The 19,763-nt window shown below is 34.1% G+C and carries 20 protein-coding genes and 1 other RNA gene; 20 read left to right on the top strand and 1 reads right to left on the bottom strand.

Features of this window, described 5'->3' with window-relative positions; translation table 11 throughout:
• The first annotated feature begins 139 nt into the window (after positions 1-139).
• The 13 genes from BJL90_RS17745 (at position 140) to rpoD (ending at position 14,004) form a co-directional block, all read left to right on the top strand.
• Positions 140-814, top strand: coding sequence for a response regulator transcription factor (locus BJL90_RS17745; RefSeq protein WP_070971182.1), 675 nt, complete (start codon positions 140-142; stop codon positions 812-814).
• Positions 811-2,100 (top strand): HAMP domain-containing sensor histidine kinase, encoded by a 1,290-nt coding sequence (locus BJL90_RS17740; RefSeq protein WP_070971179.1) that lies wholly within the window; start codon positions 811-813, stop codon positions 2,098-2,100. The genes BJL90_RS17745 and BJL90_RS17740 overlap by 4 nt, the downstream gene beginning before the upstream one ends.
• A 63-nt stretch (positions 2,101-2,163) precedes the next feature.
• Positions 2,164-2,430 carry a phospholipase D-like domain-containing protein gene (locus BJL90_RS21600; RefSeq protein WP_081562082.1) on the top strand — a complete coding sequence of 89 codons (267 nt, stop codon included), beginning with the start codon at positions 2,164-2,166 and terminating at the stop codon, positions 2,428-2,430.
• Between the two features lie 14 nt (positions 2,431-2,444).
• Complete coding sequence (locus tag BJL90_RS17735) at positions 2,445-2,735, top strand: YidC/Oxa1 family membrane protein insertase (RefSeq protein ID WP_081562081.1); 291 nt, start codon at positions 2,445-2,447, stop codon at positions 2,733-2,735.
• 201 nt (positions 2,736-2,936) lie between these two features.
• The gene (gene ftsH, locus BJL90_RS17730; protein WP_070971176.1) at positions 2,937-4,751 is read left to right on the top strand and encodes an ATP-dependent zinc metalloprotease FtsH; all 1,815 of its coding nucleotides are present in this window, start codon (positions 2,937-2,939) and stop codon (positions 4,749-4,751) included.
• Between the two features lie 275 nt (positions 4,752-5,026).
• Positions 5,027-5,968, top strand: coding sequence for a DMT family transporter (locus BJL90_RS17725; protein WP_070971173.1), 942 nt, complete (start codon positions 5,027-5,029; stop codon positions 5,966-5,968).
• Positions 5,969-6,188: 220 nt separating this feature from the next.
• Positions 6,189-6,665 carry a hypothetical protein gene (locus BJL90_RS17720; protein WP_070971169.1) on the top strand — a complete coding sequence of 159 codons (477 nt, stop codon included), beginning with the start codon at positions 6,189-6,191 and terminating at the stop codon, positions 6,663-6,665.
• Positions 6,666-7,046: 381 nt separating this feature from the next.
• Positions 7,047-7,490, top strand: a complete 444-nt coding sequence (locus BJL90_RS17715; RefSeq protein ID WP_070971166.1) for a hypothetical protein — start codon at positions 7,047-7,049, stop codon at positions 7,488-7,490.
• Positions 7,491-7,680: 190 nt separating this feature from the next.
• Positions 7,681-8,241 (top strand): sigma-70 family RNA polymerase sigma factor, encoded by a 561-nt coding sequence (locus BJL90_RS17710; protein WP_070971163.1) that lies wholly within the window; start codon positions 7,681-7,683, stop codon positions 8,239-8,241.
• Entirely contained in the window at positions 8,242-9,351 is a 1,110-nt protein-coding gene (locus BJL90_RS17705; protein ID WP_070971158.1) for a DUF4179 domain-containing protein, read from the top strand.
• A gap of 474 nt (positions 9,352-9,825) precedes the next feature.
• Positions 9,826-10,845, top strand: a complete 1,020-nt coding sequence (locus BJL90_RS17700; RefSeq protein ID WP_070971154.1) for a deoxyguanosinetriphosphate triphosphohydrolase — start codon at positions 9,826-9,828, stop codon at positions 10,843-10,845.
• 199 nt (positions 10,846-11,044) lie between these two features.
• The gene (gene dnaG / locus BJL90_RS17695; protein ID WP_070971150.1) at positions 11,045-12,886 is read left to right on the top strand and encodes a DNA primase; all 1,842 of its coding nucleotides are present in this window, start codon (positions 11,045-11,047) and stop codon (positions 12,884-12,886) included.
• Positions 12,883-14,004: an RNA polymerase sigma factor RpoD gene (gene rpoD / locus BJL90_RS17690; protein WP_070971147.1), complete on the top strand. Its 1,122-nt coding sequence runs from the start codon at positions 12,883-12,885 to the stop codon at positions 14,002-14,004. Before dnaG ends, rpoD begins: the two co-directional genes overlap by 4 nt.
• Before the next feature lie 58 nt (positions 14,005-14,062).
• On the opposite strand, the gene BJL90_RS17685 is transcribed toward rpoD, so the two are convergent.
• Complete coding sequence (locus BJL90_RS17685) at positions 14,063-14,263, bottom strand: hypothetical protein (RefSeq protein WP_070971144.1); 201 nt, start codon at positions 14,261-14,263, stop codon at positions 14,063-14,065.
• A 95-nt stretch (positions 14,264-14,358) separates the two neighbouring features.
• Between BJL90_RS17685 and BJL90_RS17680 the strand changes: the two genes are divergently transcribed.
• The 7 genes from BJL90_RS17680 to BJL90_RS17650 all read left to right on the top strand — a co-directional run bounded on the left by BJL90_RS17680 (position 14,359) and on the right by BJL90_RS17650 (position 19,738).
• Positions 14,359-15,060: a tRNA (adenine(22)-N(1))-methyltransferase gene (locus BJL90_RS17680; protein ID WP_081562079.1), complete on the top strand. Its 702-nt coding sequence runs from the start codon at positions 14,359-14,361 to the stop codon at positions 15,058-15,060.
• Positions 15,045-16,163: a Nif3-like dinuclear metal center hexameric protein gene (locus BJL90_RS17675; protein WP_070971141.1), complete on the top strand. Its 1,119-nt coding sequence runs from the start codon at positions 15,045-15,047 to the stop codon at positions 16,161-16,163. Before BJL90_RS17680 ends, BJL90_RS17675 begins: the two co-directional genes overlap by 16 nt.
• Before the next feature lie 18 nt (positions 16,164-16,181).
• A complete protein-coding gene (locus tag BJL90_RS17670) occupies positions 16,182-16,580 on the top strand; it encodes a ribonuclease HI family protein (RefSeq protein WP_070971136.1) in 399 nt (132 codons plus the stop codon).
• 76 nt (positions 16,581-16,656) lie between these two features.
• An RNA gene (gene rnpB, locus BJL90_RS17665) (RNase P RNA component class A) lies at positions 16,657-17,005 on the top strand.
• A 241-nt stretch (positions 17,006-17,246) separates the two neighbouring features.
• Positions 17,247-17,828, top strand: a complete 582-nt coding sequence (locus tag BJL90_RS17660; RefSeq protein WP_070971133.1) for a CD3072 family TudS-related putative desulfidase — start codon at positions 17,247-17,249, stop codon at positions 17,826-17,828.
• 268 nt (positions 17,829-18,096) lie between these two features.
• Positions 18,097-18,444, top strand: a complete 348-nt coding sequence (locus tag BJL90_RS17655; RefSeq protein ID WP_081562078.1) for a 5'-nucleotidase C-terminal domain-containing protein — start codon at positions 18,097-18,099, stop codon at positions 18,442-18,444.
• 226 nt (positions 18,445-18,670) lie between these two features.
• Entirely contained in the window at positions 18,671-19,738 is a 1,068-nt protein-coding gene (locus BJL90_RS17650; RefSeq protein ID WP_070971126.1) for an ABC transporter ATP-binding protein, read from the top strand.
• Positions 19,739-19,763: the final 25 nt, after the last annotated feature.

The raw sequence follows: 19,763 nt of genomic DNA, 5'->3' as shown, positions 1-19,763 counted from the left end.
CATATTAGATTATTATAGTAGGACTATCATGAATCCAGTAGAATGAAAAGCTATTTATGAACTAAACATATATATAAATAAAGTCATAGGATATCTTTATTGCGTTTTGTAGGAAGAATATAAGAAAGAGGTGAGAGAAATGGTAAATATTTTAGTGGTGGAAGATGATAAAAATCTACAAAAACTAATGACAGCTGTTTTAAAACAACAGGGATATCATGTGTTAAGCGCTAAAGATGGATTAGAAGCACTAGATATATTGGATAACTTCCATATAGATTTAATTATTAGTGATATTATGATGCCAAATATGGATGGGTATACTTTGACGGAGGCCCTAAGGAAATCAAATTATAACCTCCCAATTTTAATGGTAACAGCCAAAGAAACCCTTGATGATAAAAAGAAGGGATTCCTGGTGGGAACCGATGATTATATGGTAAAACCTATTGATATGGATGAGATGGTTTTACGTGTAGCTGCTTTATTACGTCGCTCTCGAATCATTAATGAGTCTCGGTTAGTAGTTGGTGAAATAGAGCTTGATTATAATACTTTAACTGTAAATAGAAAAGGAAGTACAATGGTTTTACCTAAAAAAGAATTTCATCTTTTATTTAAGCTTCTTAGCTATCCTAAGCAAATATTCACAAGACAACAACTAATGGACGAAATATGGGGCATGGAGGCAGAAACTGATGAGCGTACAGTAGATGTTCATATTAAGCGGTTAAGGGAAAAGTTTTCTGATTGCGGTGAGTTTGAGATTGTTACAGTTAGAGGACTAGGATATAAAGCGGAGATAAAAGTATGAAAAGAATTACTTTAAAGTTAGCTCTGTTCTTTATTTTTCTTATTTGTGTTTCATCTGCCTTATCCTTTGTTGGATCAACCCTCCATACGAAAGATATTGAAAATGAAATACAGTTAAATCAAAAGGAAATAGCAATTTCTATATTAGAATTAGAAAAGAAGACAAATTTAAGTATAGAGGAAATTGTTAATTTAATGCCCACTTCTATGTATGAGATCACTAGGATTGAGGATATTGGTTTGATAGAAATAACTAAGGAAGAACTAAAACATATTGAAAATGATGAAATTGTTTTTTTGACTAAAGGTAGATTTCATGACCCGATAACAATAACAATGGTAAATGATGCTTATATTAAAATAAGTCTTTATCCCCACAATACTATTTTAAAGATTGTTGCATCCCGGATATGGTTCTCGCTACTTTTATATGTCGTTATAGGGGCCTTACTAATTATAGTACTAGCGAAAAGAGTGGTTAAACCAATATTGAAACTAACTGCAGCAACTCAGGAAGTGGCAAAGGGGAATTTTGATATACATGTTGAAACCAGAAGTTATGATGAGATTGGACAGTTAACACAGAACTTTAATAAAATGACAAGGGAACTAAAGAATATTGAGTATCTTCGTAAGGACTTTATTACTAACGTATCTCATGAGTTTAAAACGCCTATTGCATCCATCCAAGGTTTTGCTAAGCTATTGCAAAAATGGGATTTATCTCAGAGGGAAAGAGAAGAATATACAAATATTATTGTTGAAGAAACAACCAGATTATCTAATCTTTCATCTAATATACTAAAGCTTTCAAAACTTGAAAATCAGGAAATTTTAGAGAAAAAAGTTGTATTTTCTTTAGATGAACAAATTAGAAAAAGTATCTTAATCCTTGAACATCAATGGAGTAAAAAGAATATTGAATTTGATATCCATCTTGATAAAGTTCAGTATCTAGGAGATGAAGAATTACTTCAACAGGTTTGGATTAATCTGATAGGCAATGCTATTAAGTTTTCTCATAACAATAGTACAATTAGCATAATACTACAACAAATGGATGAAGTTGTAGAAGTTAAAATTATAGATCATGGCATCGGTATGACTGAAGAAACTAAGAAACGTATTTTTGAGAAGTTCTACCAAGGAGATAAAGCTCATTCTTATGAGGGTAGCGGGCTAGGTTTACCCCTAGTGAAGCGTATTCTTGATTTATACGATGCCCAAATCTATGTAGAAAGTAATCCAAAGAAGGGCTCAACCTTCGCAGTAGAACTACCATTATAATTTTTCTAATAATATGCCCCCTTCCATTTATTATATATTGCCAGGATAAAACCTATATAATAGGTGATTCTGGCAACTAATTTTAATAGGGGTGAAACAAGAATAGTTGTTTTTATTTTAGTTAGGCTTCTCATTGAAAGCGGAGTAAAAATCTATAAATACACCCCAGGATTCATTCATTCCAAAACCTATATATCAGATGATGAGTATGGCGTCGTTGGTAGAATCAATATGGATTATAGGAGCCTGTACCTACACTTTGAATGTGGTGTTTGGATGTATAATTGCAGTAGTGTTATGGAAATGAAAAATGATTTTCTCAAGAAGTAGTACAGGCAGGGTTTTTGTGGATACCTAATCTATCTGAAGCAGATCCATGGATACTACCACTATTTGCAGGCTTAACCACCTATTTATCCAGTGTCACTATGTCTACTCCGGATACTAAACAAGATGCAACGCAATCTATGATGAAATATTTTATGCCTGTTATGATTTTTTGGTGGGGAAGAAGCTTTCCAGCTGGATTGACCTTGTATTGGGGAATAAGCAATCTATTCCAAATGGGTCAGCAACTAATGATAAATAAACCATATGTAAGACAAAGAGAGGATTTAAAGCCATATAGATCATAGAGAATTACTGAAAAAATCTAAGAAATTTAAACATGCTGTACTGATCAATCATCAAATGCAGCATGTTTTTTATGTCTAGGACTAATTTTTATTGATAGTTCATACTTAGTTCATATTAAAGTTATATAATAGTTTCATAATCGAGAAAATGATTTAGTGTAATGAAAATATAAGAACAATGATCACAGAGGAGGTTGTGACATGAAAAAAGAAAAGTATCCAAAAAAACCGATGATTTATTATTATATAGCAATAATGATGATTGTCATGCTTCTAAACGCCTTTGTTTTTCCTTTAATAGTACAAAGAAATATTACACAAATAGATTACGGTACATTTTTAGGAAAAATTGAAGATGGTAGCATAAAAACCGTAGAAATCCAGGAAAACCAAATTGCCTTTATATCATTCGATTACGAAGGTGAGGAGAAGGTATTTGTAACAGGTCGTATGGATGATCCAGAATTAGTAAATCGTCTCTATGATGCTGAAGTTAAGTTTTCTAGAATAATTCCAAGAGAAAGCTCACCTATAGTAAACTTTATGTTAAGCTGGATTTTTCCTATCATGATTTTTATCGCTCTTGGCCAAGTATTAACAAAATCCATGAGTAAAAATATGGGTGGAGGAATGATGGGGCTTGGTAAGAGTAATGCCAAAATCTATGTTGAGACTCAGACAGGAAAAACCTTTGCTGATGTTGCAGGACAAAATGAGGCGAAGGAGGCACTAACTGAAATTGTAGATTTTCTTAATAACCCAATGAAGTATAAGGAAATAGGGGCTATTATGCCTAAAGGAGCTTTACTGGTGGGGCCCCCAGGTACAGGGAAAACCCTTCTTGCAAAGGCTGTAGCAGGAGAAGCAAAGGTACCCTTCTTTTCAATTTCAGGCTCAGAGTTTGTTGAGATGTTTGTAGGTATGGGAGCAGCAAGAGTAAGGGATCTGTTTAAACAGGCTCAATCCAAGGCTCCATGTATTATATTTATTGATGAGATTGATACTATCGGTAAGAAACGTGATAACGGAGGTTTAGGAGGCAATGATGAGCGAGAGCAAACATTAAATCAGCTATTGACGGAGATGGATGGTTTCAGTGGAGAACAAGGGGTGGTTATTCTTGCGGCAACCAATAGACCTGAATCCCTTGATAAGGCATTGCTTCGCCCAGGAAGATTCGACCGTCGTGTGCCAGTGGAACTGTCAGATCTTTCTGGCAGGGAGGCTATACTGAAGGTTCATGCTAAGAAAATAAAGGTAGATAGTCAGATTGATTTTAATGCAATCGCTAGGGCAACCTCAGGGGCCTCAGGAGCGGAGCTTGCCAATATTATTAATGAAGGTGCCCTAAGGGCAGTAAAATGTGGTCGCAACTATGTAGTACAAAGCGATTTAGAAGAAGCGGTAGAAGTTGTTATTGCTGGTTATCAGCGAAAAGGAGCTGTTATTTCACCAAAGGAAAAGCAGGTTATTGCATATCATGAAATCGGTCATGCCATTGTTGCAGCAAAGCAGATGGAATCCGCACCTGTCCATAAGATAACAATTGTTCCTCGTACTTCCGGAGCTCTTGGCTATACCATGCAGATAGCCCAAGAGGAAAATGTACTGATGACGAAGGAAGAAGCCCTGAATAAAATTGCAACTTATACCGGAGGACGTGCTGCAGAGGAGTTAGTCTTTGGAACTTATACTTCAGGTGCTTCAAATGATATTGAACAGGCAACGAAAATAGCAAGAATGATGGTAACACGATTAGGGATGAGCAAAAACTTTGACATGATGGGATTAGAAACAGTTTCTAATCAGTACCTTGGAGGAGATGCATCTTTAACCTGTTCACCAGAAACTGCAGCTAAGGTTGACGAAGAAGTACTAGACATCATTAAGAAAGCTCATGAAAAGGCCATTAATATATTAAAGGAGAATATAGATAAACTCCATGAGTTATCCCGATATCTTATAGAAAGGGAAACTATAACAGGAGAAGAATTTATGAGGATTTTATCAAGTTAATAGGAAAAGAAGGATTAGGCTTAGAATGCGGAAATTCCAAGTCTAATCCTAAACTTATTGAAATTGGAGGAGGTAGGACATGCAATTCAACATGCAAATGGATATGCCCCTCTATCTCTAAGGAATATGGTATTCCTATTCTACAAAATCACATTATCTTTCCATAAAGCACATATGGAGTGTTGGGAGCAATGTAAATATAGTGAGTGTGAAATGAGGAACTACTTAAATTGAATAGCTCCTCATTTTGGTATTTGATTGGAGGGGGAATAGGAATGGATGATGCAAGTTTTGATAGCAGTAAAGCCGTTTATGAAAAAAGTAATCAAAAGCTAAAAAGAAAGGCATATATCTTTGTCATTGTAGCAGCAATGCTATGGGGTACTATTGGGATATTTGTTAAAAAGCTAAACGAGTTTGACTTTAATCCTGCACAAGTAGTATTTATAAGAGCTATTGGAGCATCTGTAACTCTTGTTTTGTTTACATTAGTCAAAAATACAAACCTTCTAAAAATTAAGCCTCTTGATTCTGTATACTTTGTTGGAACAGGAATATTCAGTTTTGTTTTTTTCAATTGGTGCTATTTTGTAGCTATAAATATAACCTCATTATCTGTTGCAGCAATACTTTTGTATACTGCACCAGCTATAGTAATGGTATTCTCTGCAATCCTGTTTAAAGAAAAGATGACAAAAAATAAGATTATATCGCTGATGTTAACTTTTGTTGGATGTATTTTTGTTGCAGCCTTTGTGCAGGGGGCAGGGAATAAGATTACGGTTACTGGTATACTGGCAGGGTTAGGTTCAGGACTGGGGTACGCACTCTATAGTATATTTGGAAGATATGCACTAAAAAAATATGATTCTATAACTGTTACCCTATATACTTTTATATTTGCAAGTATTGGTTTAATTCCACTTACTGATATTAAGGAAATGATAAGCCTATTTTCAAATGTAAATGCTTTATACTATGCAGTTGCATTAGGTTTAATTGCTACTGTACTGCCTTTCTTATTGTACACTAAGGGTTTATCATATCTTGAAACAAGCAAGGCTTCTATAATTGCGACATTAGAACCGATAGTTGCAACAGTTATAGGTGTTATTTTATACAGTGAGCCACTCACATTGTTTAAAATGCTAGGCATTTCACTTGTTATATTTGCTGTATTCATTATTAGGGAAGAAGGTGGGAGCACGCAAAATTAAATATAAGATACTGATATTAATAATATTATTACTTTCCAATTATTGATAGGCATGCAAATAGGAATGAGCTCTGAATAATGTATGAATTACTCTATGAAATTAACAAGTAGGTTTTGTACGAATTATACTGAACAAGGGTAGAATGAAAAATATCTTATAATGAGCATAAGTAGAAAAATGTGAAACAAAGATTCTTTATATTTTGATAGGAGATGAATGAATGAAAAACAGATATAAATCCATCCTAAAAGTTATTGTAATTTTAGCAATTGGCTTTTGGATTCTTTCTAAGATTCCATTTTACTCAAATATCAATCAAGAAATCACTGCTAATATATATGAAAATGGAGTTGTAACCGGAGAAACAACAGTTTTTATGGAGGGTGAAAGAAGTAATTATCTTTTTTCAAAAGAACAAAATTATTGGGGCAGATTTTATATTGATTGTTTTGAAAGAACAGGCCGTGATGGCATGAATGCTAGTATTTGGTGGAATTTTGGAGGCAGACCTGATACAACTCAAAGAATTACTTACTCTCAAAATGCTTCTTTTCCTCTCACAAATGAAATAGCACCATTTATGCTTATCAATGAAGAAATGAATCAATTTGCTGTGGAATTTGCAGATGGCAGAATAATTGCTGCATCTGACGAGATGTATCAGAAATATATGGAAGTGTCATGGACCTGGAGATAGTATTGTTAAATAAGTATTATCTTAGGCGGTTCATATGGCACATCATTTGCATATATCATTTGCATATTATGTAAGTAGTTTGCACGGATAAGATGTTATTGTATAGATGTGTCCCATAATAGTAAAAAATAGTGAGAGGATAAAAAACATGTAATTATTTATTATCTCTTGATTACTTAACCCATCTCCCTTTGCAGTAATATAATCTTCTTGCACAGCTAGAAATAAGTCGACGTCCTGTATGACACCTATGAGATAGCAACACGGTCTAACAAGAAAAAGTTATTGAGATATTTCTTGTTTTTTTACATTATATATAACGATCACCTTTTCCTTTAATGGACATAATATATTATCGAAAAGGGGGGGAGGTGAAGATTAATGGCTGAAATTGTAAATGCTAAAGGAGGATATACCTTAGATTTCATTATGGTACCAAGCCAGCATATAGGACAGTTCAATGACTTTATGGCAGAATATGGCGATAAATCAGACTACGAAATTTTTCAAGAAATAGCAGAAACGAAAAGTCAGCTTTCACAAGATTTATTGAGCCTGCATATCAAAAATCTTGATTCATTGTCCCAAATGAATGGTTTTGTTACCGATGTAACCGAACAAAGAATCGCAGCAGTTAAAGAAATATTAACTGAAGGTACAGATTCATCGAACAGTGGTTCTAGTGTGGATAGCCGGTTTTTCTTTGGGGGTACCAGTTTATTACTATGGTTTCTCATCTTAGCGGCTATATGGCGTAGACCATTTGGTGGTTTTGGAAGATTCTCAGGATTTGGCGGGGGATTTTTTGGCAGACCATTTTACTAAAACCATACTAACATTGTAATGATGAAAAGTCGCCTGTGATTAAGCAGGTGACTTTTTCCAGTTTTACATACTTTTGTTTTGGAGTAAATATAGAGATAAAAAATTTATTTAAATAATGAGAGAAAATTGACTTTCTTTCGTTGTATATAGTATAAGGGCCTTTATTGAATATCTAGGAGGAATAGAATAAATGAGGTGTGATGAAGAAAATTACATTAAGAGGTTAAAAAAGAAAAAAGAAGATGGCCTAGAATTTATAGTAGATAAATATTTAGGGTTGGTAAAAGGAACGGTGTATAAAGTTTTAGGTTCAATAGAGAGAGGAGGACCTATAGAAGAATGCATCAATGATGTATTCCTTGCCATATGGAACCATGGAAATCAATTTGAGGGAAATGAAGAAGAGTTTAAAAAGTGGGTCTACAAAATAGCTAAGTATCAAGCTATTGATTACTATAGAAAGGTAGTCAAGCGAGAAGAAGTTTCCTTGGAGATTGATTCTCTAATACAGGTTGAATCCACAGAAGATCAAGTCATGTTGAATGAGGATAAGAAGGAATTAGTGGCTCTCATCAATACATTACAACCAATTGATCGAAAAATATTTACTATGAAATATTTTTTAGGAATTAAATCAGAAGAAATCGCCAACCAACTAGGTCTAACTAGAACTGCGGTAGATAACAGAGTTTTTCGAGGAAAGAAAAAATTGAATCAACAGGCAATAGCGAATAGATGGGGGGAGATATAGATGAAGAATATTTATCAATTATTGCAAGAGATTGAGGTGGATCAGTTGGAAATGAGAGAAGTAGAAAAAGAGGTAGAAGTAACAGAGTTAGAAAGAGCAAGGACAAAAAACAGATTGAAACAATCAATAAGAAAGAATAAAGGCTGGAATAGTAAGCGAATAATTGCAGCAGTTCTAGTTAGTTTAGTAATAGGGGGCACTGCTTACATAGGGATTACCGACCCAGCGTATGCTGCAGGAATTCCGATTATAGGAGATATATTCCGGTTTTTGGACAATGGTCGTACTGGTGTGTATGATTTATATAAAGAAAATGCTAACGGGATTAATATCAGCAAAGAGAGTAACGGTATTCAGATAACGGTTAAGGATGCAATTTTTGATGGTAAAACTATTACCTATACTTATGAAATTAATACCGATAAAGATTTAGGAGAGCATCCAATAATTGGTTTAGGATCTTCTTTTAGTATAGTAAATTATATAGGCGGACTTGGAGGCAGCGAACAGGTAGAAAAAGTAGCAGAAGGAATCTATATCGGACAGGCAAACTATAGCATTTCAGGAGAATTAGATCAAGTAAAATGCAAGTTAAAGATTGAAGATATTCTAGTAAATGAGACGAATAGAGAAGAAAAGATTAGAGGAAAATGGATTTTTACATTCCAACTAGATGCCGTGAAGCGTAGTAGTAAAATAATCAATCAGGGTACAGAGAAAGAGGGTTTCAGCGTAACTATTAATAAGATAAATAAAACACCAATGTCATTTATTATGGACTATACACAACAAGTACCTGAAGTATACCGAGCTAATTGGCACTATGTGATCACTGAACTAGTAGTGAAGGATGATTTAGGTAATGTTTACAAAGGGCAAGACAATGGAGGGCATGGATATATCCCGACAGGGATTATGAATTGGAGTATGACCTTTGGGAAGCTAGATGAAAAAGCGACGAAATTAATTGTTACACCGAGAGTATACTATTCTACCAATATAATAGGAGTTTCCATTGATGAAAATGGGAATGAGACGAAATTAGAACCAATGCAAATAAATGAAGATAGAGAATTTCTCTTAGACGATATCATTATTGAGTTAAATTAAGTATAGAGGGGACAGGAGAACAAGTAACGGTGTTTTTTTCCAAGCCAATATGTTGAACAATTTTATTACGTTGAATGATATCATATATCAAAAATAAGCAGTTTATAAGAAAAAGATGAAGGTTAAACCTTCGTCTTTTTCTTATAAACTGAGATTGACTTTTATGGATAGATTCCCATGAAGTGTAATACTCCAAGGGATGCGTACATCTTCAAAGTAAATTCGGCTACAGTTCAGGGAGAGTAAAAAACTTCCCCTGAATTAAGTTTCATTTTATTTCTTTCAATTTATACATCTTTGGGTATAAAGCTATATAAATGAATAATATAATGTAATGTATAAAAAATAAACAAATGTCAAAATTATCTAGTAGCGGAAAAAACTTAGAAAAGTAGAGAATTTTAAAGATTTAAAGAGGATTTGAAGAATAAATGTAGTATATATACAGTATTAGTGAAAGAAAGGTAGAAAGCTATGGGGAAAAAATTAAGGGAAGATATAGAAATTTTTGAAGAAACCTATTTATCATCCTTTGCACAGTTAAGTAAAAACACAAAGGGTAGATGCTTTGAAGAAGAAGAATGCGATGTTCGTTCTCCTTATCAGAGGGATAGGGATCGTATTATTCATTGTGAGTCCTTTAGAAAACTGAAGGGAAAAACACAGGTTTTTATTGTGCAAAACGATAACTTTAGGACAAGATTAACCCATACCTTAGAAGTCAGCCAAATAGCAAGAACGATCGCAAGAGCTCTAAGATTAAACGAAGATTTAGTAGAGGCTATAGCTCTAGGCCATGATTTAGGACATACTTGTTTTGGACATAGTGGGGAAGAGGTATTAGATAAGATTACTGGATGCTTTAAACATAATGAGCAGAGCTTGAGAATTGTAGAAAAGCTAGAAAGAGATGGCAAAGGTTTGAACCTCACCTTTGAAGTAAGGGATGGCATATTAAATCATACTGGTGAAGGTATTCCAGTCACCATGGAGGGGAAACTGGTAAAGTTAGTGGATCGTATTACCTACTTATGTCATGATATTCAAGATAGTATTCAGGCAGGGATATTAAAACAAGAAGATATTCCTAAGGATATTATTGAGGTATTGGGGCATGCACATAGCGGTCGTGTGAATGTTTTTGTTAAAGATATCATTGAGGAAACTTCAAAGCAAATATTATCAGGCAATCCACCGAATATTTACCAAACAGCGACTCTTGAGGAAACCATGATGCAACTGCGTTTCTTTATGTTCGAAACTGTATATAACGGAGATTTGTGTCTTAGGGAAAAAGAAAAAGCTACTTATATTGTAGAATTCTTATTTCATTACTTTATGGAAAATCCAGAGAAAATACATGCTATTCATGGTAGAACAATATGCAAAGAAGGTTTGCAGCGAAGTATCGTGGATTATATAGCCAATTGTACGGATCATGATGCCATTAAATTATTTCAAACAATGGTAATCCCTTCTCCAAAGTATTTTTGAAAGCAATACATTACAAAATATTCAGAATTTATTTTCTTTAATTTATTAGAAGGAATTATGAAGATAAATGTCGAACTTTCCTCGACAACCTTTATAAGATAAAGGTATTAATTTTTTGTAAGGAATATTTTAAAGAGAAGGAAATCAATAATAAAGAAAGAATTATATATAAAAGTCATAAAATTGCTAGGTGGTATACATGGAAAACTATTTTCCAGAAGAATTGATTATTGAAATAAAAGAAAAAAATGATATTGTAGAAGTGATTTCTCAATATATACAACTGAGATCCACTGGAAGTTCCTATAAAGCGTTATGTCCTTTCCATAATGAAAAAACACCTTCCTTTCATGTGAATACAGAAAAGCAATGGTTTAAGTGCTTTGGATGTGGAGAAGGTGGAGATGTTATTGGTTTTGTAATGAAAATTGAAAACTTAGATTTTGTTGAAGCTGTAAAGATATTGGCACAACGAGCCAATATTTATATAGATGAATTAGCCCATCCTAATGAAATCAAAGAAAGACAAAAAAATGACAGAATTTATTACGACATTAATAGACAAGCAGGGAGATATTTCTATGATAACTTAGTACAAAGGAGGAATTTGGCTCAAGACTATTTAATAAAAAGAGGTCTAACCATTAAAGCTATCAGGTCCTTTGGGCTAGGTTATGCTTTAGATGGTTGGGATTATTTGTTAAATCATTTAGTAAAGAAGGGTTATAGCAAAGAGGACATAGAAAAAAGTGGCTTAATTGTTAAAAACAAACAAAAAGATGGTTACTATGACCGATTTAGAAAACGCATCATGTTTCCTATTTTTGATGTTCGAGGTAATGTCATTGCTTTTGGGGGGAGAGTGTTGGACGATGCATTGCCTAAATATCTGAACTCGCCGGAAACCAAACACTTTAATAAAAGTGAAGTGTTGTATGGTCTTCATATAGCTAGAAAAAATGCTATGAATGGACAGGGAATTTTAGTAGAAGGATATATGGATGTGATTGCACTACACCAGCAGGGATTTAAAAACGCCATAGCAACATTAGGCACCTCCTTAACACAGGGGCATGCTTTAATGCTAAAAAAATACTTTAATGAAATTATTATATGCTTTGACGGAGACACTGCTGGCATAAAAGCTACCTTAAGAAGTATAGAAATACTACAAAATGTCCATATAGATATTAAAGTACTAACTTTACCTGATAATGTGGATCCCGATGATTTTATCAAAAAGAAAGGAAAAGACGCTTTTGAAAAAAAATTAAAGGGTGCTTTGAATTTTATTGATTATAAAATTTATATAGCGCAACAAGAATATGCTTCAAAAAGTTTAGAAGATCAAATTAAGTTAGGAAAAGCAGTAGCAAATATTTTAAAACAAATCAAAAGTCCAATAGAGCAAGAAACCTATATTAAAAATGTTGAAGAGAAGTTTGGTATATCCAAAGATGCTATTATAGCAGAAATGTACGGTAGAAAGACTTCAGTGAATATAACTAATAATACTAAGTATAGTTCCAACCACAAAAGAAATAATAAGTATATAGAATCATTACCATTGGTTGAACAGAAAGGGTATATTATCGCTGAGAAGCAATTATTAAAATTTATGCTTACAAATCCTGAATTAATTTCTAGTATACTACAAAAAATTGATTTAGATGATTTTATATTAGAAAGTCATCGTGACATATTTCAATATATTATAAATAACTTTCATAATAAAGAAAACTTAGATAACATAAAAGAAAAACTTCCTAACCTGCAAAAAGAAGTGAAAAGCATTCTTGACATAGATATTCAGCAAATGGATATGAATAAGTCCATAGAAAAATACAAAACCAAAATAAAACGTTCTAAGCTATTGTATCAACGCAATAAGCTAAAGGAACAGCAAAATATTATCATGTCAGAGGAAAATCCAAATAAGGAAGAGGTTGAAAAACAATTGTTAAAGCTAGGTGTAGAAATGATGAAAATTAATATAGAATTACAGAAACTGCAGTCGGAGGAAAGGAGGGAACAGCATTGAACAATCCCAAAGAGATAAAAGATAAAAAAGAGTCTGTGAAAAAATTAGTAGAAAAAGGTAAGAAAAGGGGAATGATTACTTATACAGAAATCATGGACGCCCTTGAGGATATTGATATAGACAAAGATCAAATAGATGAAGTTTATGAGCATTTAGCTACAATGGGGATTGACATAGTAGGAGATAAGGAGGATGACTTAGATGATCTAGAGGTAGATGACATTGACTTAGAGAATGACATTGTAATAGAAGAAAATATTGAAGATGATTCCGCCTTACTCAAAGGTATTAATATAGATGACCCTGTTAGGATGTATCTGAAGGAAATCGGAAAAGTTCCTTTATTATCCGCCGACGAAGAAATAGCATTGGCACAAAGAATGGAAGATGGGGACGAGGAAGCAAAAAAACGTTTAGTGGAAGCCAACTTAAGATTAGTTGTAAGTATTGCAAAACGTTATGTAGGTCGTGGAATGTTGTTCTTAGACTTAATACAAGAAGGTAACCTTGGCTTAATCAAAGCAGTAGAAAAATTTGATTATACAAAAGGATATAAATTTAGTACCTATGCAACCTGGTGGATTCGCCAAGCGATTACAAGAGCGATTGCGGACCAAGCCCGTACCATAAGAATTCCTGTACATATGGTAGAAACCATTAATAAGTTGATCAGAGTTTCAAGGCAGTTATTACAGGAATTAGGAAGAGAGCCAAAGCCTGAAGAAATTGCAGAAGAAATGGATTTATCAGAAGATAAAGTGCGAGAAATATTAAAAATTGCTCAAGAACCAGTGTCCTTAGAAACACCGATAGGAGAAGAAGAAGATAGTCACTTAGGAGATTTTATTCCAGACGATGATGCACCAGCACCAGCTGAAGCTGCAGCTTTTTCTCTATTGAAGGAACAACTAATTGAGGTACTAGATACTCTGACTCCTAGAGAACAAAAAGTTTTGAGACTTAGATTTGGGTTAGATGACGGTAGAGCTAGAACTTTAGAGGAAGTAGGTAAAAAGTTTGAGGTAACAAGAGAGCGTATCCGCCAGATTGAAGCAAAGGCTTTAAGAAAATTAAGACATCCTAGCCGTAGCAAAAAATTAAAAGACTATCTAGAATAAATAGATCAAATACAATAGATTCGCAGATTGCGAATCTATTGTATTATGGTGATGAGAGCTACCAATATTGTTTTTGTTTTCCATACTCTATTTTTTTCTTTATTTCTTCCTGTGTTTCTTGATTATCTATTTGATCTTGCAAAATGTGCATAATCTGGTCAGCCTCTTCTTCCCATTCTTGAGTTCGACCTCCCCAACTGAAATGAACCATGTCACGGGGAGGCGTAATGATTTTTTTCTTTTTGTCTCTATGTGGCATAAAGATACCTCCTTTTTATTAGTGTAGGAAGAAGTCTCTAAAAATATAATGTAATTTACGAGAAAAATATTGTTAAATAAAGGAGTACTAAGAAAATGCAAGTGAAATTAACACCAAGATTAAAAAAAATAGCGGATTTAGTGCCAATGAACAGCAGTGTAGCAGATATTGGTACAGATCATGGGTATTTACCCATCTACCTTTTACAAAATGGTATTACTTCTCATGTAATTGCCAGTGACGTCAATAGAGGACCATTAGAAACTGCTGAAAAAAATATCCAAGCGCATGATTATGTTGATAAAATTCAAATGCGGTTAGGTAGTGGTTTGGAGGTTTTAAAAGCAGGTGAGGTGGAGACAGTGATTATAGCAGGAATGGGCGGCATATTGATATCAGAGCTGTTAGACAAGGTTCCAACTATTATCCAGAGTGTTCATACCTTTATTCTACAGCCTATGCAGGCACAGGCGGATTTAAGAAGGTATTTAGTTGCTAACAATTTTAGAATCAGTAAAGATCTGTTAGTAAAGGAAGACCACAAAATTTATGAAATTATTGTAGTTCAACAAGGAACACAAATAGTAGAAGAGGATATCTACTATGAAACGGGATTCTTACTTAAATCAAATCCTAGAGATTTAGCAGAAGAATTTATAGAAGGAAAAATAAAGACGCAAAAAGAAATTATACTTCAGGTGCAAAATCAAGATTCTTCTGCTGCCATGAAAAAATATAAAGCGTGTAAGGAAAAGTTGATAAAATTAGAGGAGGTGTTAGCATGGCTGAAACAGTAAAAAGTATTATAGACATCATGGAAAAATTAGCTCCAAAACAAGATGCAATGAAATGGGATAATGTAGGGTTGCAGGTAGGTAGCAATCATAGCCAAGTAAATAGGGTCATGGTATGTTTGGATGTAACAAAAGAGGTGTTGCAGGAAGCCGTAGAAAAAAAAGTTGATTTAATCATTGCCCATCATCCTATGATTTTTTCTCCTTTAAAATCTATTACTAAGGAAGATTATAAAGGATCTTTAATTCATGAAGCTATAAAAAAGGATATCAATATCTATGCTGCTCATACCAACATGGACATTGCTACAGAGGGATTAAATGCCTTTGTAGCTAAGAAGATTGGCATAGAAGATACAGATATTTTAGATATTACTCAAAGAGAAAAACTATATAAAATTGCTGTATTTGTACCAGAAGGGTATGAGGAAAAGGTAGCACAAGGTTTAGCAACAGCTGGAGCTGGGCATATAGGCAATTATAGTCACTGTAGTTTTAGAAGTGAAGGTACGGGAACTTTTAAGCCGCTGGCAGGAACTAATCCTTTTATAGGAAAACAAGGAGAGCTGGAAAAAGTATCAGAAATAAAGATTGAAACCATCGTTCCTCAAAGTCATTTAGCTGAAGCTATCAATAATATCATCCAGGCACATCCCTATGAAGAAGTAGCCTATGATGTTTACCCTCTAAATAATTTGGGCAGCAAAAAAGGCCTTGGAAGAATAGGGAAGCTGCAGACAGCCAAGTCTTTATCATCCTTTGCAGAAGAATTAAAGCAACTGCTTCAGCTAAAACAAGTAAAATATGCCGGCAATCCTCATAAGACGCTTGAAACCATAGGTATTGTCTGCGGAAGTGGGGCGGATTACATAGAATTAGCAGCTGAAAGGGGCTGTGATTGCCTGATTACAGGAGATGTTAAATACCATCAAGCTCAAACAGCTTTAGAATTTGGCATAACAGTGATTGATGCTGGGCATTTTGAAACAGAAATATTTTTTGTGGATTTAGTCGTGGCCTATTTAAGGGAACAGTTTTCTATGGAGAATATGGAGGTAGAAATTGTTGCTCCTAGCACGGAAATTAATCCTTTTAATATACTATAGAGAGGTAGTGAAGATGCAATGGAGGTTGTAATTTATACAGATGGCGGTTCAAGGGGTAATCCAGGAGAAGCAGGAATAGGGATTGTCATTCAAGATGTAGAAGGAAACACTTTAAAGGAAATTAGTCAGTATATCGGAAATCAAACGAATAACGTTGCGGAGTACAAAGCTTTAAGCCGTGGTTTGGAGGCGGCCTTAGATATGGGTGCAACTGGTGTGAAATGTTATCTGGACAGTGAGCTGGTAACAAAGCAGATCAAAGGTGAGTACAAGGTAAAAAATGAAGGGATGATCACCATGTATAATATGGTAATGCCCTTAGTAAAAAAATTTAGTAAGTTTCATATAGAGCATGTCAGAAGAGAACATAATAAAAAAGCGGACGCATTGGCAAATAAAGCAATGGACGAAAAATAAATTCCAAAAATTTACTTTTGACATATAAAAGAATTCATGGTATGATAATATTCTTGAAAGAGAAAAATAAATATAGCGAGTAAATCAGATAATCGCGGCCACAGGTAACTGTGGACGAGGAAAGTCCGAGCTCCATAGGGCAGGGTGCTGGGTAATACCCAGTGGAGGTGACTCCAAGGAAAGTGCAACAGAGAGATACCGCCTTTTACATCTGTAAAAGGTAAGGGTGGAAAGGTGAGGTAAGAGCTCACCAGCAGCTAGGCGACTAGTTGGCTATGTAAACCCCATCTGGAGCAAGACCAAGTAGGGACAGAAAAACGGCGGCCCGTCGTGTCCCGTGGTAGGTCGCTTGAGTCAATTGGCAACAATTGACCTAGATAGATGATTATCGAATACAGAACTCGGCTTATAGATTTGCTCGCTTTTCAAAATTTCAACACTTTGTGTTGATTTTTTTATTTCCTTATATAAATAAACATGTTGTAATATTATGCCATTTTACTATATAGTAGTAATTTACAAATTCTATTTAATAACTGCTGTTAAGTAGATATTTTGATAGCATTGAAATTTATAAGCTATTAGAATAGTGGTCATAAACTTAAAAATAGCAGCGGTCCTTTTAAAAGGTCTAAAAATGATGATACACATAGGGAGGAGATACATATGGAAAGAAGTAAAAAAATGGTGTTGCTATGTCATTGTATTTTGAATGCCAACTCAAAGGTGGAGGGCCTGTCTAGGTTTCAGGGGGCAATAGGAGAGGTAGTTACTTTATTGATTGAAAAGGGGATTGGAATGATACAGCTGCCCTGCCCCGAATTATTAAATCATGGCATTAAACGCTGGGGGCAGGTAAAATCTCAGTTTGATACTCCATATTATAGAGAGAGCTGTCAGCAGTTGTTCAAGCCTTATCTACATCAACTTAAGGATTATATGAAAAATGGATATGAGATAGTAGGTTTAGTGGGAATCAATGGTAGTCCTACCTGTGGAATCAATCGAACCTGTGATGGAGTCTGGGGAGGTGAGTGGAAAACTAGTGATGTGTGGAAGGAAAAAATAGATACGATTGAAGTTAAATATGAAAAAGGCGTATTTATAGAAGAAATACAGGAGCTTCTTAAGTTAAATAATATAGAACTGCCTCTTTATGGCTTAGACGAATCTTGCCTAGAGGAATCTATTAAAGGTTTGAGACTATTTATTGAAATGGAAGAAAGTAGCTTAAGCAATAATAAGTAAGCAGGTGGTGAAACTATGGAGAATATAACAGAAACTACTATTCATTTATTTAGTATTCATGACTTTCATGGGATCATAGAAAGTATTAGGTGGACTGAATTCCACAATTATTTTCTTCACCCTAAGATAAAGTAAACTATAGATTAATATAGAGGCACAGGCTGTAATAGGGTAGAAAAAATAGGTTATACAACTATTAATCTAGAGGTAGAAGCTGAGGTTTTTTTATTAATACGGAGGTATTTAGGAGTGTCATTAGGGAGGAGTAATTTATGATATAGATATAAAAGAAAATCTTCCCTTTAATAATACTATTTGTACTATGGAACTGAAGGGTAGAGACATAAAAAAACTTATAGAGAGGTCTATTGATGCGTTGTGGGGAAGACTGCAGACGGATGGTATTATATATGACATTGTAGATGGAGAGAAAAAAATTCAAAATATAAAGCTGAAGAACGGAGATGCTTTAGATCTAGAAAAAAAATATAAAGTAGCTACCAGTGATTATTTAGCCGATGGCGGTGACTTTTTTTCTGAATTTCAAAGGGGATGTAATAGAAGAACTAGTAATATCATAATTAGGGAAGCTATAATGAAAACAATAATAAAATAAAAAGAGAATTACTGTGAATTTGAGCCTAGTAGGGCTTTTTTTTATTCATAAAAAAAGACTTTATTAGGGGATATTTATAGCAATAATTGAAGCCCTATAAAACATGGAAATTATTTCTATAAAATAAATTAATTTATTAACAATATTTCATTGGAATTTTCAATTGGTAATTTTATTTTTTTGCATGCTATAATGAGCTTTGGTAAAGATTTAGGGAGGGATATGCTTGGATATTCGTTTGACGAATCTAACAAAACATTATGAGGGTGTTGAGGCATTAAGAGGGCTAAATGCTGAAATTAAGAGTGGAAGCCTTGTTAGCTTGCTTGGGCCAAGTGGCTGTGGTAAAAGCACTATATTAAATCTAATCGCAGGCTTGATAGAACCTAATGAAGGAGAAGTGTTCTTTGGGGATAAAAACATGAATAATGTTGAACCGGAGCACCGGAATATTGGGATGGTATTTCAAAGCTATGCATTATATCCTCATATGTCAGCATTAAAAAATATTGTATTTCCCTTAAAAATGAAAAAAGTACCTAAAAAGGAAGCAGAGGAGAGGGCAAAGGAAATTGCTAAATTAGTAAAAATTGAAGAGCTACTAAATCGAAAGCCCAAGGCATTATCAGGGGGACAGCAGCAAAGGGTGGCGATTGCAAGGGCTTTGATAAAGAACCCTCAAGTGCTATTACTGGATGAGCCCTTTTCAAATTTAGATGCAAGATTGCGAATCGAAATGCGTGAAGAAATTAAAAATATTCAAAAGAAAACTCAAATTACTACTTTATTTGTGACCCATGATCAAGAAGAAGCCATGAGTATTTCTGATCAAATTTTGCTTTTAAACGAAGGTGAGCTTCAACAATACACAAATCCAAAAGAAATGTATGACGAGCCTCGAAATCGATTTGTGGCAAATTTTTTAGGGAATCCTCCTCTAAATATACTTAAAGCTCTTTGGAAAAAAGAGGAGGATCACTTTGTTATTGAAGTTCAACAGGAGGGCTACGACAGTATTAAGATCAGCCTACAGGAAAATCAGGTGAAAGCTTGTAGTGATAAAATCACTACGCAAACTGAGGTGGGTATTCGCCCAGAAAATGTAATCGTTAGAAAAGAAAAAAAAGAAAACAGTATTCCCTGTAGCGTTTCACATATTCAATTAATGGGAAAAGAATTATATATTAAAGTACAAATCAAAAACCAAAAGATGATATTTATAGCACCTTGGAATAGCGATATAAATGTGGGTGAGACAGTATATATTGAAATTCAAAAAGCTTTACTGTTTTAAGAAGCATATGTTAAAGGAAAAGGAA

It is taken from the genome of Clostridium formicaceticum (genome assembly GCF_001854185.1).
GTDB classification, from domain to species: Bacteria; Bacillota; Clostridia; order Peptostreptococcales; family Natronincolaceae; genus Andreesenella; species Andreesenella formicacetica.
Note: the sequence above shows the minus strand (reverse complement) of the source record. Positions and strands in the feature narration are given on the sequence as shown.